This is a genomic window from Erythrobacter crassostreae, from assembly GCF_019204045.1.
Taxonomy (GTDB): domain Bacteria; phylum Pseudomonadota; class Alphaproteobacteria; order Sphingomonadales; family Sphingomonadaceae; genus Erythrobacter; species Erythrobacter crassostreae.
Genome location: NZ_JAGSPC010000001.1, coordinates 400151 through 425917 on the forward strand (window position 1 = coordinate 400151; position 25767 = coordinate 425917).

A 25767-nucleotide genomic window follows, 5' to 3' on the forward strand; every position below is an offset into this window, starting at 1 on the left:
CGAACTTGTGCGGCTGACCCTATATTCAAAAGGCGAAACTCACTTATATGTTTGATGACTTAAACCCCATAAACTGGGAATTGGACTGGGATGTCCTGATATACGACCTTACGGTTTCCGCTCTTGTCTTGCTTGCCTCAGTCATACTCTCCTACATCGCTTATCGAGTTGTGTTCGGGCTGGTAAACAGACTGACGCAGATGTCCGAGAATGATGTTGATGACCTGCTCATCAACCGTGTGCGGTCTCCTATAAAATGGTCCTTCATCGCGATTGGCGTAACAATCGCTGCTCAGGTGGACGGATCCCTTGGCCTAGTTTGGGAACCGCTTGCGCAATTCTTGCGCCCGGCCCTGCTTGGCTGGATTGCGTTCAACATCGTGCGCGCTTTCACAGCCGGACTTGAAGCCAAGATGGAGGTGCATGAAGACCCCGTCGCCATGCGGAGCCGAAAGACGCGAATTGCAGTCCTTTCTCGGATCGCAACGTTCGCGATTATCGTGATCACGATTGGCCTGATGCTGTTTGCGATTCCCTCAGTCCGTTCGATCGGGACCACCATGCTTGCCTCTGCCGGTTTGGCTGCCTTGGCAATCGGTGCGGCTGCGCAGCCAGCGCTGAAATCGCTAATATCGGGCCTTCAAATTGCCCTTACGGAGCCGATGCGGATCGGTGATCTGGTAAAGGTCGATGGCGAAGTGGGCCGCGTGGAGCAGATGAAGATGTCGTTCGTTACGGTCCGCACCTGGGATCAGCGCGTCCTGATCGTGCCGACCAGCCGTTTTCTGGATGACAGCTTTGAAAACTGGTCGCGCAGCAATGAGGAGCTAACAGGACCTGTCTTCCTCCACCTGGACCCGGCGACGGAAGTCGCGCCCATCCGTGAAGAGTTTGAACGCTATGTAGAAGCGCATGAACTGTATGATGGACGCAATCTCAAAATGCTCATGACAGAGGCTTACCCAGAAAGCATAGAAATGCGCCTTTCCATGAGCGCAAAGACGATTGGTGACCTCTTTGCGCTTCGCTGCGACACTCGGGAACACATGTTCGACTGGATGCGTCAAAATATGCCGGAAGCGCTTATCCGGCACCGGCTTGAAGCGCCCGGCGGCCACCCGAAAGCAGGGGAAGCCGCCGCGCCATAGATCAGATCAATCGTGCTTTTTTGCTCTGGTCGGCTCGAGCGTATCCGGGGCAAAGAATCCGATTGGATTGGCTTCCGCTGCGCGTTTCTTAAGCTCACCTCGCATCTTGCGATATTCCGCTTCCATCCGCGATGTTACGGTCGCGCGGGAGTCTTTGAGTGCATCTTCAAAGTCTTCTGCCGCAACCGCAGAAACCTCACCGCCAACACGGCGCAGCGCGCCAAGGCCCGCTCGGCGCACTACGTCTTCAAGGTCTGCACCGGTGAAGCGGTCAGTCCTTTTAGCGACGGATTTAAGATCGACGTCATCGGCAAGAGGCATTCCTGATGTATGGATCTTCAGGATATGCTCGCGCCCTTCGAGATCGGGTGTGCCGACATAGACCAGTTCATCAAACCGGCCAGGGCGCAGCAGTGCCGGATCGACCAATGTAGGCCGGTTGGTAGCACCCACCACAATAACCGATTGCAGCTCTTCCAGGCCGTCCATCTCAGCGAGGATCGTGTTCACAACACGCCCAGTTACTTGCGGCTCACCTTGCCCGCTTCCGCGGGCCGGCACCAAGCTGTCGATCTCATCGATGAAGATAACGCACGGGGCGACCGCGCGAGCACGGGCGAATAGACGCGCGATCTGCTGCTCACTCTCGCCATACCATTTGGACAGGAGATCAGAGCTTTTCATCGAGATAAAGTTGGCCTCGGCCTCTTTTGCGGTCGCCTTGGCCAGCAATGTTTTACCAGTCCCCGGCGGGCCGTAGAGTAAGAAACCTTTCGCCGGACGAATGCCAAGGCGCCTGAATGCGTCGGGGTTTTTCAGAGGAAGTTCGATGCCTTCCTTAAGCTTATCGATAGCATCGCCGACCCCTCCGATATCATCCCAGCCGACATCAGGCATCTGAACCATAACTTCGCGCATGGCGGATGGCTGGATACGTTTGAGCGCAGAGAGAAAATCTTCGCGCGTCACACACAGGTCTTCAAGCACGTCCTGCGGAATAGTGCGCTCATCCAAATCAAGGCGCGGCATGATACGGCGCACAGAATCAATCGCAGCTTCACGGGCAAGAGCAGCAATATCTGCACCCACAAATCCGTGGGTCACGCGGGCCAGCTCATCAAGGTCAACCGCTTCTTCTAGCGGCATACCGCGTGTGTGAATGGCAAGGATTTCACGCCGGCCGCCTTGATCAGGCACCCCGATCACAATCTCGCGGTCAAACCGGCCCGGCCTGCGCAACGCTTCGTCAATCGCATCCGGACGGTTTGTTGCAGCGATCACGACAAGGTTCGCGCGCGCCTCCAGCCCGTCCATCAGTGTTAGCAATTGTGCAACGAGGCGCTTCTCGGCTTCGCCTGGAACCTGCGTACGCTTCGGAGCGATTGAATCAATCTCATCGATGAAAACAATCGCCGGAGCGACGCGGGTCGCCTCTTCAAACACCTCACGGAGCCGCTTTTCGCTTTCACCATAGCCAGACCCCATGATTTCAGGTCCGTTGATCGTGAAGAATTCTGCGTCGCTTTCATTGGCCACAGCCTGGGCAAGACGCGTCTTACCGGTTCCGGGCGGGCCATGAAGCAAAACCCCCTTAGGCGGATCCACCCCAAGGCGCGTGAACAGTTCGGGATAGCGGAGCGGCAATTCGACCATTTCACGAAGCTGCTGAATGGTGTCTTCCATTCCGCCAACATCATCATAGTTCACAGCACCGCGAGCATCGCGTGGCTCTTCAAAATCTGCCCGCAGTTCAACTTCGGTGTTCTCGTCAATATGGACGATGCCTTTCGGGTTGGTTGAGGCAACCGAAAGGCGGATTTGCGTCAGCGCATAGGCTGGCGCGCGCAGCAACTGTCGCACATCAGGCGGCATGTTCTGAACCGGCTGCTGTCCGGTGGTCGCCACCAAATCACCGGCGACAATCGGCTTGCGAAAGAAATTGCGTTTCAAAGCTTGGGTCGGACCTTGCAGCCGCATTTCCCGCTGGGCGGGCGCAAAAACGACGCGCGTGGCCGGACGCGATTCAGCGACGGAGACTTCGACATGCTCACCCGATGCGGCCTCTGCATTGCCGCGTTGCAAGCCGTCTAATCGAACGATTTCAAGCGCATCGTCTTCAGGGTAGGCAGCCATGGCGATTGCAGCGGTTGGGCGCTTGCCGTTTATTTCGACAACATCGCCTTCGGTAATCCCGAGCGCCTGAAATGCCGAACGCGGCATACGGGCGATACCCTGACCAGATTCCTCCTGCCGTGCTGGTGCGACTTGGAGACGCGCAGTGCGGCTGGGAGTGGCGGCTTCGGCATCTGCCATTAATTACTTCCTCTCGAACGCTTCGATTCGTTTGTTTCCCAACACCCGTAGCAACATACGCGCTGCGGAAAAAAGCTTACTGAACCGAAATACTGAAGCTGTCGCCAATGGAAAGCCAAGGATTGGTGCGGATAGATCGCCTGCAAACAAAACCGACTGGAGCGATTTTCGCCGCGCAGAAAAAGCCCGGCACAAAGGCCGGGCTAAAAAGTTTGGGAGAGGATGCCTGAAAGGCGATAACAGATATGCTGCGCTGCAAATCTTTTCGCAAGTGCGAAAGCCGCACATTTTGTTGCATTTTTCACAATTAAACTCGGGTTTCTGCTGAAAGTATGCGTTGTTTCGCAAAGTTTATGCCTGATTTATAGGCATATTGGCCTTTTTGGGGCAATAATTAGGCAGCTGTCTTTGTGCATCGCAACATATCGCTGACCAATGACGTCACTTAGTCGCAAAGCGTGACACAGCGCTTTCGACCCAGTAATCAGGCGCAAACAAGCGGGCTCTTAATGCCCGCAACATTCGTTTTTGACCAAGCAGGTGCCTTTTATGAGCAAACTCTTCCCAGATGCCGCAAGCGCGATCGATGGCGTAATCAAAGATGGCATGTTGATTGCCGCTGGCGGCTTTGGCCTTTGCGGTATTCCAGAACGCCTGCTTGATGCCATCCGCGACAACGGAGCAACCGGACTCACCTTTGCCAGCAACAATGCAGGCATCGACAATGAAGGCATCGGCAAATTGCTTCGTACCCGTCAGGTGAAAAAAATGATTTCATCCTATGTCGGCGAGAACAAGGAGTTTGAACGTCAGTTTTTGGCCGGAGAATTGGAAGTCGAGTTTTGCCCGCAGGGTACACTTGCCGAACGGATGCGTGCAGGCGGCGCCGGCATTCCGGGTTTCTACACCAAGACAGGCGTTGGCACTCAGGTCGCCGAAGGCAAAGAGCACAAGGCCTTCACCGATCCCGATGGAGAGACTGCAACATACATTATGGAACGCGGCATCTTCGCCGATCTTGCCATTGTGAAAGCTTGGAAGGCCGACGAAACTGGAAATCTTATCTTCCGTAAAACAGCTCGCAATTTCAATCAGCCTGCAGCGACATGCGGCAAAGTTTGTATTGCCGAAGTCGAAGAAATCGTCCCTGCAGGCGCGCTCAACCCCGACGAGATTCACCTTCCGGGTGTATTCGTGAACCGGATGATTGTTGGCGCGCCGTACGACAAACAGATCGAGTTCCGCACGACGCGGGAGCGGGAGACAGCGTAATTCGCAAGACCGCCGCCTCTCTGGTTGCAATGTCCTTGGTCAGCCTGACCTTGCCGGGCTGCGTCGCGGCGGTCATCCCGCTTGTCGCAAGCGGAGCGATCGTTCAATCTGAGAATAACGCAGACGAAAACGGTGATGAGGAAGCCCCGACGGCGGAACAGCCAGAGGCCGCCAACGTCGTTACAGCAGAGACCGATGCGGCCAGTTCTGGAGTGGAAGAAGCCGGAAGTTTGGTCCAACCTAGCACAGAAGATCGATCAATCCAGTCGCCGCGTCTCGTGGAATTTATCCGATACTCAACGCAGCAAGCCTTCCGGTTCTCAGAAGCCGAAGAGCCCCTTGCCTCCGCTGTACTCAGCAATCCCGCAGCGCTTGACGGAGAACGGATTAATTGTGATCGGGATGGTGAGTTGGAGCCAGCGGTGCTTATCGATCTCGATCCGGGTGAGGCAACCTATTCCAGCAATTCGCCGCTCCCAACCTCCACTTCAATTGCTCTCAGTCTCAAAGTACTCCGCAGCGAGGGCGTAACGGTTGCTTGGATTTCAGGTAATTCTGCCGCCGATGCCGATATTGTGCGCGATGCGTTGACATCCTCAGGCCTTGATCCGGATGCCGAAGATACGTTGCTTTTGATGCGCTATCCCGGTGATCGCAAACAGACCCGTCGAAAAGAATTTTCCAGCGAAACTTGCTTGATCGCTATTGCAGGCGACAATCGCCGCGATTTTGATGAACTTTATGACTACCTCAACAATCGCAACGCTGCACTAAACCTTGAAAAGCTGATCAATAACGGCTGGTTTCTGATCGGACCGGATACACCAATCGCAACCAACAAAGATGAAGCCAGCGATCCGGCTTTGCCTCTCATATCTCAATCATCGACAGAGCTGCAGGATGACATCTCTGCCGCGCCAATCCCAGACGGAAAGCAAGAACAATGACCCAAGATGCAATCGGATGGACCCGTGATCAAATGGCCGCGCGCGCCGCGCGTGAGCTAGAAGACGGGTATTACGTCAATCTCGGGATCGGCATTCCAACGCTGGTCGCAAACCATATTCCAGAAGGCATGCTGGTCACTCTACAAAGCGAGAATGGCATGCTCGGCATTGGCCCTTTCCCTTACGAGGACGAGGTTGATCCCGATCTGATCAATGCGGGGAAACAGACGATCAGCGAGCTTCCGCACAGCGCCTATTTCGACAGCGCGACCAGCTTTTCAATGATCCGCGGCGGGCATATCGACCTGACAGTGTTGGGCGCAATGGAAGTGGCCGAAAACGGCGACATCGCCAACTGGATGATCCCGGGTAAAATGATCAAAGGCATGGGCGGCGCGATGGATCTGGTCGCCGGGGTCAAGAAGATCATCGTTGTCATGGATCACAACGCCAAGGACGGCAGCCCAAAACTCATTCCAGCATGTTCACTGCCGCTAACCGGTGCTGGCGTCGTCGATATGGTCATCACAAACCTTGGTGTATTTCATCGCCCATCCAAAGACGCGGACTTCCGCCTGATCGAACTGGCACCGGGTGTTACGGCCGACGAAGTCGCTACGAAGACCACCGCTCGCTATGAAGTGGCTCTGGAAGACGCATAATCCCGGTACTGCCCGGTTAAAGCGAATCCGGACTGAGCTCGATTGTGGAATTGTCGCCCCAGGTTGAAACTGCGCTTGTCCGGCGGTTTTCGTTGATGATTTTGAGAACCCGTTCAAGCGATGGGAGCCGGTTTTGCGGCACAAAATTGATGCGCTGATCGTCTGTTATGACAGTGATCGAGAACGGCTGTTTCTTGCTCTTTTTAGCGTCCGAAAGCAGCGCTGACCCCGAATCGGGAGCGACCGAGACCCCCATGCCGCTATCGCCAAGAGCGATCAGATAGGAATCCGTGGAAGCATTCGCGCGGTACGCTACTTGCGTAGCGCTGAGCGAGGAATCGCGGCACCAGGCGACAGCTGCCCTCGCCTCTTCGCTTTCTTGCTGCTCCTGTACCTTTTCGGCGACCATGCCGCCTAACAGTGCGCTGATAAGGCTCGATGCGCCATCGACTTTTGCATCCTCGGCTTTCTTTTTGAAAACCAGCTTCTCTTCGCAATCCTCCACTGGGATGATTGCAGGCTGACTGGCAGAGGATGCAGGCGCGGCTAGCTCGGCAAATGCACTATCAATCCAAATACCCAACTCCTCTGGAGAGCGTGTTCGAGACGACGCGCGCAATTTTACGAACCAGCCGTTTACTGAAAACAGCACAAGCCCTGTGCTTTTTACCACCTCGCTATTGGGGGTGGCATAGATTCCACGTTGGCCTTGCCATACCTCTGCGCCAGGCCACGAATACGGTTCGATCAAATAGGGCAATTGGGGTTTGCCAAGCGCCTCGCGCGATTCAATTCCGATCCGCGCTTGTTCAAACCACACTGGCACGCCGCCATTGGTGTCCCGGTAGATATAGATCGACAGCTCTTCGCCTTCGACGCGGAACGAGAAACCAAGGTTTAGAAAGTCTGGCGCATACTCAACCGCGCCGGTGCGCGGCAATCCGCCAAGGGTGGTGGGGACAACAATTTCGCTATGCGGGTGGACCCATGCTTCGTCGGGCAGCTCGATCGATCGCTGTGCGGAAGCCGGAGCGGCTAACGCTGTCACGGTTGCCGCGGCCAACAATGCGATACTCTTCACGGATCTATGCATCTGAAATCTCCCCAGTTCGCCGTAATCTTGCATAGCTGGCGCGATCGGGCAAACCGCACCTATGGCGGAGGCGCATTTCTCGATTCGATACCCTTGACGGCACCCAAGCTTTGGTCGAGCGAGAGGTGCATGTGGTTTGAACACCCTCGTAATCCGAAATCGCCGCTTGCTGGCTTGAAAGTCGTCGAACTCGCCCGCGTTCTGGCCGGACCGTGGGCCGGACAAATTCTTGCCGACCTTGGTGCGGATGTAATCAAGGTTGAAAGCCCTGAAGGCGATGGAACACGGTTGTGGGGCCCACCGTGGGTTGAGCGGACAGACGCGCACGGAAAACTGCACCGCGAAGCTGCCTATTATCACGCCTGCAATCGAGGAAAGCGGTCAATCGTGGCCGATTTTCGCGAGGGGAACGACCTAAAGCGGGTTCGCGATCTCTGCGCCGATGCGGATGTCGTGATCGAGAATTTCAAGACTGGTAGTTTGGCCAAATTCGGTCTCGATTTTGCTTCATTGGCAGCCCGGAACCCCAGGATGGTGTATTGCTCGATTACCGGCTTTGGACAGACCGGCCCTCGCTCTCACGAGGCAGGTTATGATTTCGTGATCCAGGGTATGAGCGGGTTTATGTCTGTTACCGGCGAGCCCGAAGGCGACCCGATGAAGATGGGCGTCTCAATCTCCGATCTTGCCACCGGCACATGGGCGGCAAACGGCATTCAGGCCGCGTTGCTGCAGCGTGAGCGCCCCGGTCCGATGCAAGGGCGCGGTCAACATCTCGATATGGCATTGATGGATTGTTCGGTCGCTTTGCTTGCCAATCAAGCGAGCTATTTCCTCAATACCGGCGACAATCCGCCAAGGATGGGCAACGCCCACGCTCAGGTTGCACCCTATGGAGTATTTCCTGTTAGCGATGGCCATGTGATCCTTGCGCCCGCCAATGATGGTTTGTTTGCCAAACTTGCATCACTGCTGGGGCGCGCCGATTGGTCAGACAATCCGGATTTCACCAGCAATGCCGGCCGGGTCGGAAACGCAGCAGAACTCGACCCCCAAATCGCGCTTGAAACTGCGAAATGGACCAAGGCCGGTCTGCTGGCCGCCTGTAAAGAGCATGGAGTGCCCGCAGGCCCGATCAACAATCTGGACGAGGTTTTTGATGATCCGCAAGTCGCAGCGCGCGGCATGAGGATCGAATTGGACGGCATGCTAGGAATACGATCCCCCTTCAGTTTCTCAGAGGGAGAATTGGCGATGGACCGCCCTTCGCCAATGCTTGGTGAGGATGACTAGGACAGCCCTTTCGCCATACTTCTCCAGACCCGCTCCAGCGGACCTTTGCCAAACCACATAGCCCATAAAGGTGACCAGATCAGCATCGCCGCGATCGGCACAAAACTGAGCGCGAATGCCTGCGCGCGCGTCACGTCACCGAATAGACCGAAGCCCCAACTTGCGAAGATCACTGATAGGATCACGCTGGTCATGACATAATTGGTCAAGGACAGTTTCCCCACGCTCGCCAGCAGCCGCGTGGCACGGCCGCTCGCGCTAAAGAACGCCATCGCCAACGCTGCATATGCAAGTGCCAGCAAAGTATCGAACGGAGCCGATAAGATCAGCGAAACCGGGCCAACCAGCGATCCGGGGAACCCCTTATCAGAAACCCACCAAGCCAATGCGAGCAACGGCGGAAGGGCGATCAGAGCGCAGATCGCCGCGAGCCGTTGCATTCGAAACATACGCCATGCTCTGGCCAACATGCGGTCTTTCCAAAGCGCCATGCCCAGCGTCATGCCCGCAAGATTGATCGGAATTGAGGCTGAAATTGCCCACAATTGTGCCGGGATATCTCCTGCACGCCGTATTATTCTATCTGCAAAGCCTTCCCGCCCAAGCTCCAAAGCATATCGCAATGCCGGACCGTCATGTCCAAAACCTCTTTGGACGAAGAGCGAGGCGTCGCTTTCTGTTCGTCCCGCGAAGTAATCGACCATTGCGCTCCCAAATGCCACAATCCCACCGCCGACATGGACAGCCACAAAACCAATCGCGATGGCATAAAGAGCGCGGTGCGAAAACTGCGCCAAGAATGGCAGCGCGAGCCCCGCCACGGCGTAAACCCGCAGCACATCATTGCTGGCTAAAAAGACCGAGTGAGCAATTCCAAGGGCAAACAAAACCACCATCCGGGCGACATGCGGGCGCCATTTGGTCACACCCTCACGCTCAAGCAGGATCAGGCAACCGGCACCAAACATCATCGCGAACAGAGTGCGAAATTTGTCTTCAATGAAAACGAAACTGGTCGCCCAGACAATCTGGTCGACCGCTGTTTCTCCGCCCCAAACGCTAGGATTGTAATATGCCTGCAGCGGGAAAGCGAAGACGTAAACATTCATCCAGACGATGCCGATCACCGCAAGCCCGCGCAGCGCGTCAAGCTCGGTGATACGTTTAGGTCCAGTTGGATGCGCCGCCATAATCAGCAGCGTCTAACAGATCAGCTAAGCGCTGCCTTTAGATCTTCGACCAAATTCGTTTTCTCCCAGGGGAAGAAATCGCCGTCCGCCTTGCGGCCAAAGTGCCCATAAGCAGCACTCTTGCGATAGATTGGTTTGTTCAGACCCAAATGCATGCGGATAGCGCGCGGCGTTAGTCCGCCCAGCTTACCAATACTCTCGATCGCATTTTCGATTGCAGCATCATCAACACCGTCCGCTGCGGTGCCGTGTGTATCGACATAAAGCGAGAGCGGCTGCGAGACACCAATCGCGTAGGCGATCTGAATCGTGCAGCGCGTGGCCAATCCTGCGGCAACAACGTTCTTTGCAAGATAGCGAGTGATGTAAGCGGCGCTGCGATCAACCTTGGTCGGGTCTTTCCCGCTAAATGCGCCGCCGCCGTGTGGGCTAGCACCGCCATAAGTATCCACGATGATCTTGCGACCGGTTAAACCGGCATCTCCGTCCGGGCCGCCGATTACGAAACTGCCTGTGGGATTGATGTGCCACTGCGTCTCGTCGGACAGAAATCCGTCAGGCAGAATATCGGCAACCACGCCTTTTACATAGGCTTTCAGCTCGGCCTCTTTTTCACCTTTGTCATAACCTTCGGCATGCTGCGTGGAGACCACCAGCGCGGTGCAACCCACTGGTTTGCCATCCTTGTAACGCAAGGTGACCTGACTTTTCGCATCAGGCTCCAAAAACGGCGCGGCGCCGGAGTGGCGATCCGCCGCTAGCTTCTCCAAAATCTTGTGACTGTAGTCGAGCGTGGCCGGCATAAGATCTGGCGTTTCGTCACACGCGAAACCAAACATGATACCTTGGTCACCGGCGCCTTCATCTTTGTTCGAGCCCTCTGCACCCGCATCAACGCCTTGGGCAATGTGATCGGATTGGCCGTGAAGGTGGTTTTCGAAAGTCAGTGTCTTCCAGTGAAAGCCATCTTGCTCGTAACCGATGTCGCGCACAGTCGCACGTACAGCCTTTTCAATCTCTTCTTTTGCACCGGGAGCCCACCCGCCATTGACCGCCCAACTTTCGTTGTTCTCATCATACATCGGGGCACAGCGGATTTCTCCGGAGAGGATAACGCGCTGGGTCGTTGTCATAGTTTCACAAGCGATGCGCGATTCAGGATCCTTGGCCAGCATCAGATCAACGATGGCGTCCGAAATCTGGTCTGAGACTTTATCGGGGTGACCTTCGGAAACGCTTTCAGAAGTGAAGAGAAAATCGCTGCGCATGATTAATCCTTGGGGTTTCCACGGGGGAGATAATTGCCTGCAAAGGAGTCTTATACAGATATAAGGAAACCTTTATGTCTTCATTGCGCACTAGCGGCGCGAGCGGACCAGCGCAAGCATTCTTGGCAGTCCAATTCCAAGAGCAATTAGGAGCCCTGCCCACACCAATGCCAGCGCATTGCCAAGCTGCGAAAACAGTGTGGGCGAGTGAGCGGGCGGGATTGTTCCCGAAACCGCATCGGCAGTGCCGGATGCAATGTTCTCACGAACGATACCGTGTGCGTCGATCACTGCACTGATCCCCGTTGTGGTTGAGCGCAGAACCGGCAATCCCTCTTCAATTGCTCGCATCCGTGCTTGTGCAAGATGCTGTGGCGGGCCCCATGCTCCGAACCAGCCATCATTGGAGGGATTGAAGATGTAATCGGGGCGATTGGCTTGATCGACAACCTGACCTGAAAACACGATTTCGTAGCAAATCTGGATTCCGGCTTTCCCGTGGTGGCCGAGATCAATGGTGCCCGGCCCAGGCCCTTCTTTGTAGTCGATCGACCCCGCGACAAGACGCGAAAGTCCAAGCGGCTCCAGCATTCCTCGCATCGGAAGGTATTCACCATATGGCACCAAATGCGCTTTTGCGTAGTGGCCTGTTATTTCGCCTGCGCCGTTGATCGAAAGCACCGAGTTCCGAGCGCTTTCGACACTTTTGATCCCGGCCTTCTTGCGAAAATCGAGGTTCACCACTCCGGTGAGGAGAGTTGCATCCTGACCAACAACCGCAGCGATCCGGCGCCGTGCGAAGTCTGGATCACCGCCCACTGTCATCCGGTCATAATAGCGTTGAGGATAGCCATCTTCGAGATAGTCAGGGACTGCGCTTTCAGGCCACAGGACGAGCCGCGACTGGTCATTACCCGGCAAGGTCAGATCGGTGATCCTGCTGAACTGTTCTTCGAACTTCGTCGGATCGTTGATGTCCTCTTGTACAAGCAGAGGCTGAACGAGAGTGTAGCGAACGCTGTCCCCGGAGTTCAGCTTTCCTATGCCGATGACCACCGGTGCCAGCATGATAGCTGTCAGAGCAGCAACGCTTGCGAACAGGACAAGCCAGCGCCGAGACAGAGCAGCAGAGAGAATGGCCGAAGCTACTAAGATGACAAGACCCGAGAGAGCGTAGCTTCCGGTCCAAGGCAATATGAATGCCGCTCCGGGTACATCCCACGTGCCGAGAAACATCAATCCGAGGGGTGGCCAAGGATAGCCGGTGAATACCCAGCTGCGCAGCCATTCGGTCAATATCCACGCTCCGGCCAAAACCACTCCAAACGCGAGTGATCCGGATTTCCGCGCGACCCGATGCGCCGTCAAAGCTGCAAGCGCGGGATAAACCGCCAGATAGACGCAAAGCAAAGGCACCGCGATCCAACCAAGGAATTCGGGCATTTTTGCTTGATGAGTAAAGGCAGTCGCGATCCAGTTGTTCGCGAGCGTCAAATGCGCCCAGCCGAACAACCAACCGCGCCCGAAAGCGGCACGCCAATCTGGCGCTTTATGCAAATGCCAAACAAAATAAGCCAATGCCGGCATGGCAATCCACCAGCCATGCAGCGGCGGATAGCCGCATGCAGCGACGGCGCCGAGCAACAAAGCGGTGAGCTTCGGCCAGTTAGCAGGAAACTCTGCCAGCCTTTGCTTGATAATCTCCATCGAGCCGCTTTGGCCTAAACCGATACGTCGGCTTAGCCGACGGCTTCTAGGCTGTCGTCGCTATCCTTGTCAGATGCACCGCCAATGGCAGGCGGAAGAACGGACGAATCGAGCTCAGCTGCTCCATCGTTCTTTTCAGAACGACTCTGGCGCGGCTTGCGGCGCTTCGGCTTGTCCTCACCTTCGCTCTCGCTACGCGGTTTACGAGCGCGGCGTTTGGGCTTTTCGGCCTCTTCAGAGTTATCATCGGAGGACCGCTCTTCGCTGTTACCCGCGTTGTCGGTATCGCTCTGGTCTTCGTTATCATCCCGGCGTCCGCGGGGGCGACGATTGTTGCGGCGACGGTTTTCGCCATCCTCGTCTTCATCGCTATCGTCATTCGCCTGGCCGCGCTCTTCATTGCGCTTGGCACGGGCTTCGTCCTGACGCGCTTTGTTGTCCGCGATCACCCGGTGGTAATGGTCAGCAAACTGCAGATAGTATTCGGCCTGCACCCGATCACCATTGTGCTGCGCGTCCTGAGCAAGCTTCTTGTACTTGTCGAGAAGCTGCGGCGCATTGCCGCGTGCCCGGCTATCAATCCGGTTCTGATTATTCGCAGCGCCTTGATTGTGGCGATTGCCGCGTCCGCGGCGACGATTGTTATTACGATTGTTGTTGTTCAAGGAAAATCTTCCCGCTTGCGACCGTAACACCATCCAAAGAAGGTGCCGTGGTCAACAGACCTTTCGTCTATGCGTCATATTCGACGCGCGCTCCGTTCTGTCATGGCTATGGGCGTGCCCTAATGGCCGTCTGACATCGAATTTGGAGCTTGGTCCAGCGATTTGCGCCCTTCGCAGATCGGTGTCCTGATTCGGGGTTAGCGAGGCGAATCACTTTTGCCAAGCCCTACAAGTGTTTTCATACGCGGAAGATCAATGCACGTGGCCTATTTGCAAGATCACGCCGCATTTCGACCGAAAGTCCCACTTCTTCCGCGATCTTGGTGACCGCATCTGCTTGTGTGTGGCCGATTTCGAAGATCGCGACAGCGTATTCATTCATCAACTTGCGCAATTGCGGGATGAGCACCCGATAGTCGTCAAGCCCTTCTGCTCCAGCGAAAAGCGCGCTTGCAGGCTCATAGTTTTTAACATCTGGATCAAGTGCAGCATCCGCTTCGACATAGGGCGGGTTGCAAAGGACCAAGTCAAATGAGCCCAAATCATCGCTCCATCCTTCATCATGCCAGCTGCGCAGTTTGAATTCACAGTGTGACTGTAAGCCGAGGTCTTTTGCATTCTTGCTGGCAATTTCAACCGCGACAGGCGACGCATCGATGCCAATTCCGGAAGCTTGTGGTCGCTCTGCAAGCATTGTCAGCAGCAAGCATCCCGAGCCTGTTCCCAAATCAAGGATCTGGCTGGGATCAGGGCATATGTCGAGCGCAGCATCGATCCAAGCTTCGCTGTCGGATCGAGGAACAAGGATGCCCGGTTCGACTTCGAAAGAACGTCCAAAAAACTCTGTCGCTCCGATTATGTAAGCAACCGGTTCGCTGGCCTCACGGCGGCTGATCATAGCGTCAAAGCCAACCGGCGCATCATTGCGCATCGCATGAACCAGCATGTCCGACCGGCTCACCTCAAGCGCGTGCGCCATCAGCAATTCTGCATCGAGCCGCGCTGTATCGCTGGTCGAAGCCAGACTCTCTGCTGCCGCACGGATCGCATCGGCGACGGTCACTCGTTTAGCGCCGCGAGCCGCTTACCCTCGTCCTCGGCAGTCAATGCATCGACCAGTTCGGTAAGGCCCGGTCCAGCCAGCACTTCTTCGAGTTTATGCAGCGTCAAACCAATCCGGTGATCGGTCACGCGGCCCTGAGGGAAATTGTACGTGCGGATGCGTTCCGACCGGTCCCCGCTCCCGACCATCGCCTTGCGCGCTTCCGCTTCCGCGCCCTGCGCTTCGTCGCGCGTCTTTTCGAACAGGCGCGCGCGCAAAACCTGCATCGCTTTTTCGCGGTTCTTGTGCTGGCTGCGTCCGTCCTGACACGTAACAACAAGGCCGGATGGCGCGTGCGTGATGCGGATCGCGCTATCGGTGGTGTTCACGTGTTGACCACCTGCGCCGGATGCACGGTAAGTGTCGATCTTGAGGTCGCCTGGGTCAATATTCACATCGACATCATCGGGTTCCGGCAGCACTGCCACCGTGGCTGCCGATGTATGAATACGCCCGCCGCTTTCGGTGACAGGCACACGCTGCACGCGGTGAACACCGCTTTCAAATTTGAGCTTTGCAAACACGCCCGAACCGGTGACGTTTGCGACCACTTCCTTAAAACCACCGACTTCGGATGCACTCATATTGACCGGCTCGACTTTCCAGCCGTTTTCGGCCGCAAAGCGTTCATACATGCGGTAAAGGTCGCCCGCGAACAGAGCGGCTTCGTCGCCGCCAGTGCCAGCGCGAATTTCAAGCATAGCCGGTTTGCTGTCGGCGCTGTCTCGCGGCAGCAATGCGAGCGCTAGTTTGCGCTCTTGCAAAGGCAATGCCTCGCGAATGGCGGCAAGCTCGTCCTCTGCCATAGCCTTCATTTCGGGATCGGCCAGCATCTCCTCGAGGCTTACGGCCTCCTCTCGCATCGCCTTCACATCGGCAGCGATCTTGGCGACCGGTTCCAGCTCGGCATAGTCGCGGCTCGCCTGAACGAATTCGTCGCCTTCAATCATGCCGGACGCCATGCGCGCCTCAAGCTCCGCAAAGCGGTTCGCGATTTGGTCAAGACGGGCGGCGGGGATTTGCATTAATCGAGACCGAGCTCACGCAAGGCTTCTGCAAGCTTGTCCTTGCTCGCTGCGGTTGCATCATACCTTAGACGCCGCTCACCATCGCTCATTGCTAGAATGACCCGGCTACCTACTTTCACAGCCTTGTCGAAACGCTTTTTCTTACCGCCTGAGGCAATAAATTCGGTCGAAAGCCCAGCGTTCCGGATTGCGCTGACCGCCGCTTGCCCTTGAGCAGTCATAGCGTCGTCTTCAACAACAACGACCACATCGGCGCGGGCCGCGTTGCGCTCCCCAACCAGCATAGCTAGCCGCTCAATACCAGCAGCCCAACCGACCGCAGGTGTCGTCGCGCCGCCAAGCGATTCCATCAAACCGTCATAGCGACCGCCCCCTAGCACAGTGCTTTGTGCGCCCAGTGCCTCGGCTGCTGCTGAACCTTCGTCTGGAATAAACTCGAACGCCGTGTGCCGATAATAGTCGAGCCCGCGGACTAGGCTTTCGGCGCGTTTCCATTTGACGCCTGCCGCGTCCAAACCGCTCGTCACCGCCTTAAAGAACGCAGTCGCTTCCTCGGTCAGAAAGTCGTCAATCTTTGGGGCGTCTGCGAGGAATTGCTGATCGCGGCGATCCTTGCTGTCGAGGATGCGAAGCGGGTTCTTCTCCAGTCGTTCCTGAGAATCCTCGGAAAGTTCACCTTCAACTGCTTTGAAATACTCGATCAGTGCCGCGCGCCATTTATCACGGCTGTCGGCATCGCCCAGAGTGTTGAGGTGCAACGTCACGCCCTCAATGCCCAGCTCTTTCAAAAGCTGGTCAGCCATACACAGCAACTCGACATCAGCCTGCGGCTCCGCCGCGCCGATAATCTCCGCATCGATCTGGTGAAACTGCCGGTAGCGCCCCTTCTGCGGGCGCTCATAGCGAAACAATGGACCGTGCGTCGCCGCCTTCAAAGGCGCGTGTTGCTGCCAGCCATTGGTAAGAAACGCTCGCGCGATGCCTGCTGTAAACTCAGGGCGGAGCGTCAGCGAGTCCCCACCGCGATCTTCGAATGAATACATCTCTTTGGAGACAACATCGGTCGTCTCGCCAATCGCGCGGCTGAACACTTCGGTCTTTTCAAAAACGGGCATTTCGATCCGGCGGAAGCGGTACAGTTTGCGGACGCGCTCAAAAGTCTCGACCACATAGGCAAATGCCTCCGCATCAGCGCCAAAAATGTCCTGTGTGCCGCGAATGGCTTTTGGGGTGTTCTTACTCATAAGTGCGCGCTTAAGACCAAGGGAGGTCTTTCGCAATGCTCGTCGCTGGGCTAAGGCGCGCGCGAAGTCCTTGGGAGAGGGGCCGCAATCAATACAGGAACCCCATATGCGTATCGACATGATCCCTACCGGCGACAATCCCCCTGAGGATCTGAACGTCATCATCGAAGTGCCAACCGGCGGTGAGCCGGTGAAGTACGAATTCGACAAAGAGTCTGGCGCGCTATTCGTAGACCGGATCCTGCACACACCAATGCGGTACCCAGCCAATTACGGCTTTATTCCGCACACCCTTTCACCCGACGGCGACCCGTTGGACGCACTGGTGATTGCGCGCACGCCATTTATGGCTGGCTGCGTGGTTAAGGCACGCCCGATTGGCGTTCTCAATCTGGAAGACGAGCACGGCGGCGATGAAAAGCTGATCTGTGTGCCGGTCGACACGACATTCCCGTATTATTCAGATGTCGGCGAGACCAAGGATTTGCCGTCGATCATCTTCCAACAGATCGAGCATTTCTTCACGCACTACAAAGATCTCGAAGCGGAAAAGTGGGTCCGGATCGGCAAATGGGGCGACCGCGCAGAGGCTCGCCAAGTTGTCCTGGACGCGATCGAACTTGCCAAAAAGGCATAAGACCTAAAGCCCTCACCCCCAATGTCATTATTCAATCGGGCGCTTCGTATCCAGCATGTCTTTCGACTGCTCCGGATCGGAGCGCCTTTCATTTTCGACCATAGCGCTGATCTGGCTATCGGGGCGCACATCTTCCATATCGTCGCTTGCGGTCGATCGTGTAGACGAAGCGGGCTCAGGCGCGCTTTCCGCGACTTTGGCTGATCGGCCTATAGGTAGCGGGTCTGTGCGCCCGTCGAAGCGCAACCGGTATATCGGCTCTGGCAGCGCAAACCCGCCTCCTTCTAGAGCATCTTTCACAGCGGCAATGGCAAAGCTGCGCGATTTGTTCCAATCGGCCTCGCGCTGATCAACCCAGCCTAGAAACCGAATAACAATGTTGGAATCGCCAACTTGCGTTACTCTCGCGGTTGGTTCTGGATCGCCGAGCACAAAGGCTAGATCGTCAAGCGTGTCTCGCCCAAGCTTCATCGCGGCGCGGGGATTATCGTCTGCGTCAATTCCGAGTTCAAATTCAAAACGCCGCTGCGGGTTGCGGGTGAAATTCAGGATAACGGCTTTGAACACTTGCGAGTTAGGGACGCGCAAGTGGTTTCCCTCAAGCGTCATGAGTATGGTCGCCCGGCTTGTGAGGCGGATGACGCGGCCTTCCAGGTCGTCGATCAAAACGTGATCGTTTGGCCGAAACGGCTGGCGCAGGCTGAGCATCAACGACGCGACGTAGTTTTCGATGGTATCGCGCATCGCAAACCCAAGCGCGATACCGATCACACCAGCGCCTCCTAGCACAGCACCGAGCAATGCACCGGCACCAATCATGTCGAGCCCAATTACCAAGCCGCCCAATATGAAAACAAACTTTACAGCACTGCCTATCAGCTCGGCAAGAAACGGGTTGGGCGCGATCCGATCCCAGATGAACGTGGCGCGCGAAAGCAAGACACCCGCAAATCCAAAAGCCAAAGCAACTGCACATGCAACCAGGAACAGCGGCAAAGCTGTAATCAGACTGTCTGTTAAGCCGGAAAGTTCGCCAAGAACGGAAAGGTTCTGTTCAACCGAAAGATCGCGCTCAATCTCGTTTTGGACCGTGACCACGCCGGAAACGCGCGCGGCAATATTCTCTGCTCTTGCTATCGCATCCGCATCTGACAATGCGCCGCCAAGTGTGACGACACCCTCATTCGCGGAGACATTGACGCCTGCGAAGTCAGGAAGTTCGGCGAAAATTCCTTCGATCCTCTCGGCGATCCGATCATCATTGCCAGCGTCAACCTCTTGCGCGATTTCGGTATCGAGTTCGCCTGTTTGGGCTTCTTGGTCTGACCCATTTGTCAAACCAGGCAAAGTGGCCTGTGCCGGCGCGGCGAATGCGAAAATCAAAAGAAACGAGAAAAAACAAGCGAACTTCACGGCATCACCAGAAAGCGAGCGCTGGACAGAGGCGCACGCTGTCTAAATCTGTGTAGTGGTCGGTTCGTTCCCCAACAAAACCGAACCAATTAAGCAAAGACTTAGAAAATAGCTTTGAAGATGCCCGCCAAAATCAATGGGAGGCCAATTGCGATAGCCCAAAGCATGGACACGTCGCGCCGAAACGGTCCCGCAAAAGCCGGATCCGATGCGTCGTCGTCTGACATTCCCTGCCAGCGCTTCTCAAACCAGCGGCACGCCGGGATAATGGCGGCGACCAAAACGATCAGAGCGAAATACGGCATGATCGATGACATGCCCTCGGACAGGGCTTTCACAGTCACAAAAATTTGCAGGCCGGTGTATACCAGCAGCGCATAGGCGACGTGATCGCTGATCGCTTTGCGCCAATCGGTTCCGCGTTGATCCGCGCTGGCATGCGCAGTCGCTCTTGTGTCTTGATTTACCAATGTACCGCTCCCCAACGGATAGTGTCTCTCTACAGCGAGTATCTCAAAGACACGCCAAGCATGCAAGTCAGGTAACCAAATTCAATTTGGCTTGCATTTTTCGCAACTGGTGCTTGGCAACATGCCGGAATCGCTTGCCTTCCAATGAAGGGGTCACGCCAAATCTGCAGTCAAGCGCCGCTAAAGCAAAAATCCTGCCAAAACGGACCAGACACCCTTTTCTGTTAATGAGAGGCTGCTAAAGCTGTTGGATATGAGCGAGTCTACCACTCTCGAAGAGCCGGCAAACGCCACAGTCCCACTCCCAGATGGCGGGCTGGAAGTCGTTTCCATCGCCAAAAGCTATGACAAGCGAGCTGTTCTCACAGACATATCGCTCAGTGTTGGGAAGGGCGAAGTGCTCGGTCTGCTTGGCCCAAACGGCGCAGGCAAAACGACGTGTTTCTATTCAATCATGGGGCTGGTGAAGCCGGATTCGGGCCGCATTCTGATGGACGGCGAAGATGTGACCAAACTGCCGATGTATCGCCGGGCGATCCTTGGCCTTGGTTATCTGCCGCAGGAAACCAGCATCTTTCGCGGAATGACCGTGGAGCAGAACATCAATTGTGTGCTCGAAATGGTTGAGCCGGATCGCGATACCCGCGCCGCCGAATTGGAGCGCCTGCTGGGCGAATTTGGTCTTGAGCGACTACGTGAAAGCCCCGCGATGGCGCTATCTGGCGGTGAACGTCGGCGCTGCGAAATCGCGCGCGCTTTGGCGGCGAAGCCTTCAATTATGCTGCTGGATGAACCTTTCGCCGGCATCGACCCACTTTCGATCAGCGACATTCGCGATCTGGTGAAAGATTTGAAACGACGCGGCATCGGCGTGCTGATTACCGATCACAATGTCCGCGAAACGCTCGATATCGTCGACCGCGCTTGCATTATCTATGGTGGGCAGGTGCTGTTCGCCGGAACGCCGCAAGACCTTGTCGCAGACGAGAATGTAAAGCGGCTCTATCTGGGAGAGAGCTTCACGCTCTGACATAGACGCTATGGCGCTCGGACCCAGACTGGACCTACGCCAATCGCAACAATTGGTGATGACGCCGCAGTTGCAGCAGGCGATCAAACTGCTTGCGGCCTCCAACCTTGAAATTGAAACGTTTATTGGCGACGCGCTCGAAAGCAACCCTCTGTTGGAAGCTGGATCGGTAACCAGCGAAGACTCAGGGGCGAGCGAGCCCGACGACATCCCACGCGAAGAGTTTACGTCCGATCAGTTAATGGCCCAAGGGTCTGGCGAAAGTGAAGCGCCGCTGGATATCGATACGGGCGCGCTCGACCGGGACCGCGATACGGGCGACGGCTCATCAGCGGCGAGCGCATCAAATGATGCGGAATGGGGATCAGCTGCATCGGAGGGGGCGGTCAGCGGCGAGGACTTTCCCGATATCAATGCGACCCGCGCTGCGGAAACAACTCTCACCGAACACCTGAATGAGCAAGTCGGTGCGATTGCTGTGAACGCAAAAGAAGCATTCATTGCACGCCACCTGATCGGGCTGCTCGATGATGCAGGGTATCTCAGCGGTGACTTGCGCGAAATCGGCTATGACCTTGGTGTGACCAGAGACGAGGTCGATGACGGACTAACAGTTTTGCAAATGCTCGACCCTACGGGCGTAGGCGCACGCGGATTGGCCGAGTGCCTCGAGCTGCAGGCCCGTGAGGCCGATCGCTTCGACCCTTGCATGGAAAAGCTGATCGGCAATCTTGAATTGGTTGCGCGCGGTGAAGTGGAAAAACTGAAACGGCTCTGCGGCGTGGATGATGAAGACTTTGCTGATATGCTTGGCGAATTGCGCAGCTTTGATCCCAAGCCAGGTCTCGCCTTCGCCCCCGCGACCGACAATGCTGTGGTGCCCGACGTGCTGCTGGCCGCGAAGGATGATGGCGGCTGGGATATCAAGCTGAACGAGGCAACTTTGCCGCGCCTTGTCGTCAACCGCGACTACTATGTCGAACTCAATCAGGGCTCTCCCGGCGCAGAGGCGCAGAGCTGGCTCAAAGAAAAGCTGGCCGATGCGCACTGGCTGATCCGCGCATTGGATCAACGGCAAAAGACCATTCTCAAGACAGCGGCCGAGATTGTGAAACAGCAGGACGGCTTTTTCCGTCGCGGTGTGTCCGAACTGCGACCGTTAACCCTTCGCGAAGTCGCCGAACAGATCGACATGCATGAAAGCACGGTCAGCCGGGTGACGAGCAACAAATACCTGCATTGCGACCGTGGATGCTTCGAATTGAAGTACTTTTTCACCAGCGGGGTCGGATCAAGCGACGGCGAAGGCGCTTCGTCAGAGGCCATTAAGGCCCGGATCAAGGCGCTGACTGATGGCGAAGACCCCAAAAAGGTGCTCTCGGACCAAAAACTGGTCGATCTGTTGAAGGAAGAAGGCTTCGACCTCGCCCGGCGGACAGTGGCCAAATATCGCGAAGCCGTAGGGATCGGGTCGTCCGCACAAAGGCGGCGGATCAAAAAGCTCAGCGGGATTTAGAGGGCCTGCGAGCCCGAATCCTACCGGTAAATACCTAGTCAGAAACACCTGCGACTCGCGGAGTCACCTAGGTTTACAAGAAATTAACCTTTTCCGTTCAGAACTTGTGTGGTTAATACATGACAACACCTCTTACCGAGGCGTTACCACCAAAGCTTGCCACGGGGTAAGTATGCCTTCTGGGGCAACGTAGGGGACCAGATATGCGAGTGCTTTTGATTGAGGACGAGCCGACAACGGCGAAAGCCATTGAGCTCATGCTCACTACCGAAGGCTTTAACGTCTACGCGACTGATCTAGGTGAAGAGGGCCTCGATCTGGGTAAGCTGTATGATTACGATATCATCCTGCTCGACCTGAACTTGCCAGACATGCACGGATATGACGTGCTTAAAAAGCTGCGCGTTGCCAAAGTGCAAACGCCGGTTCTGATCCTTTCAGGCATCGCCGAAATGGACAGCAAGATCCGCTCGTTCGGCTTTGGTGCCGACGATTATGTGACCAAGCCATTCCACCGCGAAGAGTTGGTTGCACGCATCCACGCTGTTGTGCGCCGTTCGAAAGGCCACAGCCAATCGATCATTCGCACTGGCAAGCTGGCCGTGAACCTTGATGCCAAGACTGTTGAAGTCGACGGCGCGCGTGTTCACCTGACCGGTAAAGAATATGCGATGCTTGAGCTGCTTTCGCTGCGCAAGGGCACTACGCTGACCAAGGAAATGTTCCTCAACCACCTGTATGGCGGGATGGACGAACCGGAACTCAAAATCATCGACGTCTTTATCTGTAAGCTGCGCAAAAAGCTCAGCCATGCATGCGGCGGCGAAAACTACATCGAGACTGTTTGGGGCCGCGGTTATGTTCTGCGGGATCAGGACGAAGTAGTCGAAGCGGCTTAAGCCACTCGATCAAATGGAATTATGGAGCGTCCGGAGCCTAACAGTTCCGGGCGTTTTCTATTTGCTCCAACTCAGTTGATGGCGGCGAGGTTTGCGAAATCCCGTCCCGTCGGCTCTTGGAATATCTGCAAATCAAACTCTGAAACAATCGCGAGCATGTGATCAAAAAGGTCCGCCTGAATTGCCTCGTAATCGCTCCAGCTTGTCGTGTCGGTGAAGCAATAAATCTCAATCGGCAGACCTTTGGGCCCCGGCTCAAGCTGGCGCACCAGCATCATGAAATTGTCGCCGATACGGGGATGCCATTGGATATAGGCCGCGATATAGGCGCGCAATGTGCCGATGTTGGTGAGCCGCCGCGCGTTAACAGGCACCGCCTCGTCACCAGTCAATTCAGCCTTGTTCCAGTCGGCAATCTCTTCCCGCTTCGCCGCAAGATATGGCTTCAGAATACGAAACTTCTTCAGATCGACAACTTCCTCATCACTTAGGAAGCGAATGCTGCTCTGATCGAGCGAAATCGAACGCTTGATCCGTCTGCCTCCGCTTTCGCTCATTCCCCGCCAATTCTGATAGGCATCGGACACCATCCGGTGCGTGGGAATGGTCGAGATCGTCTTGTCGAAGTTCTGGACCTTCACCGTATGCAGCGAAATGTCGATCACATCGCCATCGGCATCCATGCTGGGCATAGTGATCCAGTCACCGACACGCAGCATATCGTTGGAGGTAAGCTGCACACTGGCCACAAGCGACAGGATTGTGTCCTTAAATACCAGCAGCAAAACCGCCGTGATCGCGCCGAGGCCAGACAATAGCAGGAATGGCGACTCATCGATCAAGACCGAGATCATGACGATCGCCGCGCCGCAAAGGACGATGATTTTCACGACTTGGACGAATCCCTTGATCGGGCGATTGCGCGATTTCGGAAGTCGTTCGTAGACCTCGTTCGCGTAACCCAATGCCTTTACGATCGCCATCGCGACAGAAATCACGATCAATGCCTGCGCGACGTTGGTCACTACGGTGTAGACACCCTCGGGCAAGTTTGGAACGAACCAAATCCCGCGCGAGATGACCAGCAATGGAGCCGCCGTCGCCAACCATGCTGCGGCCCGATCGCTCGTCTTGGTGGTAGTATCAAGATAGGGCGCCGCGATCCGTAGGATCACGCTTTTCAGGATATAGTTGACCGTTAAGGAGGCCAGCGCGAGCAGAACCAGGCCAATGAAAGACTGGAGCCACAGGGGCTGCTCGGCGAAGAAGTCAGTGAAAATTTCCATATGTGTTCGCACTAGCGGGAAGCGGGGGGAAGCCTCAAGTCCAGTCTACCCCAAATGTGCGTTGGCGAGATACGCTCTGGACAACCCCTGCATTCCCCCAGTACCGCGCGCGGCATGAGTGCGTTTAAAGAAGGCGATCCCACCACCCTTAATCGGATGTACGGCCGCAGCATCGGGAAACCGCTGCGCGGGCGGCAACAGGGTTTGGTCGATGATCTGCTGCCAAAAATTGCGGTTCCAGCCGAAGGTCCGGTCACCGCTAAAGACCTGTTCGGCGAGGACTGCCCGCTGCATTTCGAAATCGGTTTCGGTAGCGGAGAGCACCTTGCATACCGCGCGGACCTATTACCCAATCACGGATTTATCGGCGCAGAGCCATTCCTGAACGGTGTCGCTGCAGCGCTTGGCCACGTCGATGACGAACGCCTTGCCAATATCCGTCTCCACCACGGCGATGCAATTGATGTGCTGCAACGCCTTCCTGATGGCGCGCTCACCATGTGCTACCTCCTCCATCCTGACCCATGGCCAAAGAACAAGCATGCCAAACGCCGGATGGTGAATGACGGCCCAATTTCTCTAATCGCGCAAAAGATGAAACCCGGCGGCGAATTCCGGTTTGGCACCGATCACGACATCTATCTGCGCCATGCCTTGATGGTGATGCAACGCCATACAGACAAGTTTGAATGGGTCGTCGAAGGCCCGTCAAACTGGCAGAACCGTCCAAGCGGTTGGTGTGAAACGCGCTACGAATACAAGGCTCGCAACACATTCAAACACGAAGTATGGTACTTCCGGTTTCGGCGGAAGTAGCGGCGGACCGCGACGATGACAAAAGGCCTGGCCCTGATCGGATCAATCTTCCTCGGCATAGGGGTTTTGCTGCTTGGGCTAGCCGCTTTCTCTATCGCAGCGGATAGCATTTTCGAGGATGAAGGGTTGCGCGCCGACGGCGTTGTCATCGCACTAGCGCGTACATTCAGCGGCAACGGAACAACATACGCCCCCGTCGTAGAATGGCAGGACAATCGCGGCGCAAAACACACCTTTACGAGCTCGACAAGTTCCTATCCCGCAAGTTTTGCGCGTGGTGACAGTGTCACCGTGATTTATGATCCCGATCGCCCAGGCAAAGCAATTATCGATAGTTTTGGACAGCGGTTCACCGGCATTTTTATTTTTGGCGGGATCGGCATTGTCTTCGCTCTGATTGGCGGACCGATTGTCTACTTCTACATGAGGCGGCGCTGGATGATCGGTTGGCTCAAAAAATACGGCACATTGATCGAAGTGGACTTTGTCCGGTGTGAAATTGATCGTTCATCAACCTCCAACGGCCGCAACCCCTATCGCGTTCATGCGCAAGGTAAACACCCTCGAACCGGAAAACTCGCAAGCTTTATGAGCGAGCCAATCTGGCTGGATCTGACAAGCGAGCTTGAAGGCAAAGCGGTCCCCGTGCTTATTAATCGCAAGAAACATGGTCCGCACTTCATTGATCTATCGGAATGGGTCCACAGCGAAGAAACCGCATGATTGGAATGGTCAGTTGACGACCACTGTTGCCAAAGTCATCCTTAG

23 protein-coding genes are annotated in these 25767 nt (G+C 55.9%); 11 read left to right on the plus strand and 12 right to left on the minus strand.

Going from position 1 to position 25767, the window contains the following annotated elements; genetic code table 11:
* Positions 1–47 precede the first annotated feature (47 nt).
* Positions 48–1148 carry a mechanosensitive ion channel family protein gene (locus KCG46_RS01985; RefSeq protein WP_218403672.1) on the plus strand — a complete coding sequence of 367 codons (1101 nt, stop codon included), beginning with the start codon at positions 48–50 and terminating at the stop codon, positions 1146–1148.
* 6 nt (positions 1149–1154) lie between these two features.
* Here KCG46_RS01985 and KCG46_RS01990 read toward each other — a convergent pair whose 3' ends face one another.
* Positions 1155–3461: a CDC48 family AAA ATPase gene (locus tag KCG46_RS01990; protein WP_218403673.1), complete on the minus strand. Its 2307-nt coding sequence runs from the start codon at positions 3459–3461 to the stop codon at positions 1155–1157.
* A gap of 549 nt (positions 3462–4010) precedes the next feature.
* Here KCG46_RS01990 and KCG46_RS01995 point away from each other — a divergent pair.
* The 3 genes from KCG46_RS01995 to KCG46_RS02005 are packed head-to-tail and all read left to right on the plus strand — an operon-like array spanning position 4011 to position 6342.
* Entirely contained in the window at positions 4011–4733 is a 723-nt protein-coding gene (locus tag KCG46_RS01995) for a CoA transferase subunit A (protein ID WP_218403674.1), read from the plus strand.
* A 29-nt stretch (positions 4734–4762) separates the two neighbouring features.
* Positions 4763–5680 (plus strand): HAD family hydrolase, encoded by a 918-nt coding sequence (locus KCG46_RS02000; protein WP_218403675.1) that lies wholly within the window; start codon positions 4763–4765, stop codon positions 5678–5680.
* Positions 5677–6342 (plus strand): CoA transferase subunit B, encoded by a 666-nt coding sequence (locus KCG46_RS02005; RefSeq protein WP_218403676.1) that lies wholly within the window; start codon positions 5677–5679, stop codon positions 6340–6342. The genes KCG46_RS02000 and KCG46_RS02005 overlap by 4 nt, the downstream gene beginning before the upstream one ends.
* Positions 6343–6358: 16 nt before the next feature.
* Here the strand turns inward: KCG46_RS02005 and KCG46_RS02010 are convergent, their stop codons facing one another.
* Complete coding sequence (locus KCG46_RS02010) at positions 6359–7435, minus strand: hypothetical protein (RefSeq protein WP_218403677.1); 1077 nt, start codon at positions 7433–7435, stop codon at positions 6359–6361.
* Between the two features lie 129 nt (positions 7436–7564).
* On the opposite strand from KCG46_RS02010, the gene KCG46_RS02015 reads away from it, so the two are divergent.
* Positions 7565–8728, plus strand: coding sequence for a CaiB/BaiF CoA transferase family protein (locus KCG46_RS02015; RefSeq protein ID WP_218403678.1), 1164 nt, complete (start codon positions 7565–7567; stop codon positions 8726–8728).
* Here KCG46_RS02015 and KCG46_RS02020 read toward each other — a convergent pair.
* The 7 genes from KCG46_RS02020 to hisS all read right to left on the minus strand — a co-directional run bounded on the left by KCG46_RS02020 (position 8725) and on the right by hisS (position 16932).
* Complete coding sequence (locus KCG46_RS02020) at positions 8725–9918, minus strand: DUF418 domain-containing protein (protein ID WP_218403679.1); 1194 nt, start codon at positions 9916–9918, stop codon at positions 8725–8727. The two genes, KCG46_RS02015 and KCG46_RS02020, sit on opposite strands and share 4 nt — an antisense overlap.
* Positions 9919–9938: 20 nt before the next feature.
* Complete coding sequence (gene metK, locus KCG46_RS02025) at positions 9939–11186, minus strand: methionine adenosyltransferase (protein WP_218403680.1); 1248 nt, start codon at positions 11184–11186, stop codon at positions 9939–9941.
* A gap of 90 nt (positions 11187–11276) precedes the next feature.
* Entirely contained in the window at positions 11277–12893 is a 1617-nt protein-coding gene (gene lnt / locus KCG46_RS02030) for an apolipoprotein N-acyltransferase (protein WP_218403681.1), read from the minus strand.
* 32 nt (positions 12894–12925) lie between these two features.
* Positions 12926–13558 carry a DUF4167 domain-containing protein gene (locus KCG46_RS02035; RefSeq protein WP_255551721.1) on the minus strand — a complete coding sequence of 211 codons (633 nt, stop codon included), beginning with the start codon at positions 13556–13558 and terminating at the stop codon, positions 12926–12928.
* A 238-nt stretch (positions 13559–13796) separates the two neighbouring features.
* The gene (prmC, locus tag KCG46_RS02040) at positions 13797–14621 is read right to left on the minus strand and encodes a peptide chain release factor N(5)-glutamine methyltransferase (RefSeq protein ID WP_218403683.1); all 825 of its coding nucleotides are present in this window, start codon (positions 14619–14621) and stop codon (positions 13797–13799) included.
* Positions 14618–15685 (minus strand): peptide chain release factor 1, encoded by a 1068-nt coding sequence (gene prfA / locus KCG46_RS02045; RefSeq protein ID WP_218403684.1) that lies wholly within the window; start codon positions 15683–15685, stop codon positions 14618–14620. The genes prmC and prfA overlap by 4 nt, the downstream gene beginning before the upstream one ends.
* Positions 15685–16932 (minus strand): histidine--tRNA ligase, encoded by a 1248-nt coding sequence (gene hisS / locus KCG46_RS02050; RefSeq protein ID WP_218403685.1) that lies wholly within the window; start codon positions 16930–16932, stop codon positions 15685–15687. The genes prfA and hisS overlap by 1 nt, the downstream gene beginning before the upstream one ends.
* A 106-nt stretch (positions 16933–17038) precedes the next feature.
* On the opposite strand from hisS, the gene ppa reads away from it, so the two are divergent.
* Positions 17039–17569: an inorganic diphosphatase gene (gene ppa / locus KCG46_RS02055; protein ID WP_218403686.1), complete on the plus strand. Its 531-nt coding sequence runs from the start codon at positions 17039–17041 to the stop codon at positions 17567–17569.
* A 27-nt stretch (positions 17570–17596) separates the two neighbouring features.
* On the opposite strand, the gene KCG46_RS02060 is transcribed toward ppa, so the two are convergent.
* Together KCG46_RS02060 and KCG46_RS02065 are read right to left on the minus strand one after the other, a co-directional pair.
* The gene (locus tag KCG46_RS02060) at positions 17597–18916 is read right to left on the minus strand and encodes a mechanosensitive ion channel family protein (RefSeq protein WP_255551722.1); all 1320 of its coding nucleotides are present in this window, start codon (positions 18914–18916) and stop codon (positions 17597–17599) included.
* Between the two features lie 167 nt (positions 18917–19083).
* A complete protein-coding gene (locus KCG46_RS02065) occupies positions 19084–19452 on the minus strand; it encodes a hypothetical protein (RefSeq protein WP_218403688.1) in 369 nt (122 codons plus the stop codon).
* 253 nt (positions 19453–19705) lie between these two features.
* Here KCG46_RS02065 and lptB point away from each other — a divergent pair, with 253 nt between their 5' ends.
* From lptB to ctrA, 3 genes are all read left to right on the plus strand, one after another.
* Entirely contained in the window at positions 19706–20482 is a 777-nt protein-coding gene (gene lptB, locus KCG46_RS02070) for an LPS export ABC transporter ATP-binding protein (protein ID WP_218403689.1), read from the plus strand.
* A 10-nt stretch (positions 20483–20492) separates the two neighbouring features.
* Entirely contained in the window at positions 20493–21998 is a 1506-nt protein-coding gene (gene rpoN / locus KCG46_RS02075; RefSeq protein WP_218403690.1) for an RNA polymerase factor sigma-54, read from the plus strand.
* Positions 21999–22201: 203 nt separating this feature from the next.
* The gene (ctrA, locus tag KCG46_RS02080; protein ID WP_218403691.1) at positions 22202–22897 is read left to right on the plus strand and encodes a response regulator transcription factor CtrA; all 696 of its coding nucleotides are present in this window, start codon (positions 22202–22204) and stop codon (positions 22895–22897) included.
* 71 nt (positions 22898–22968) lie between these two features.
* On the opposite strand, the gene KCG46_RS02085 is transcribed toward ctrA, so the two are convergent.
* On the minus strand, positions 22969–24183 hold the full coding sequence (locus KCG46_RS02085; protein WP_218403692.1) for a mechanosensitive ion channel family protein: 1215 nt from the start codon (positions 24181–24183) through the stop codon (positions 22969–22971).
* A 114-nt stretch (positions 24184–24297) separates the two neighbouring features.
* On the opposite strand from KCG46_RS02085, the gene trmB reads away from it, so the two are divergent.
* Together trmB and KCG46_RS02095 are read left to right on the plus strand one after the other, a co-directional pair.
* Positions 24298–24999 carry a tRNA (guanine(46)-N(7))-methyltransferase TrmB gene (gene trmB / locus KCG46_RS02090; RefSeq protein ID WP_218403693.1) on the plus strand — a complete coding sequence of 234 codons (702 nt, stop codon included), beginning with the start codon at positions 24298–24300 and terminating at the stop codon, positions 24997–24999.
* Positions 25000–25014: 15 nt separating this feature from the next.
* Positions 25015–25722 (plus strand): DUF3592 domain-containing protein, encoded by a 708-nt coding sequence (locus KCG46_RS02095; protein WP_218403694.1) that lies wholly within the window; start codon positions 25015–25017, stop codon positions 25720–25722.
* The last annotated feature ends 45 nt before the right edge of the window (positions 25723–25767 follow it).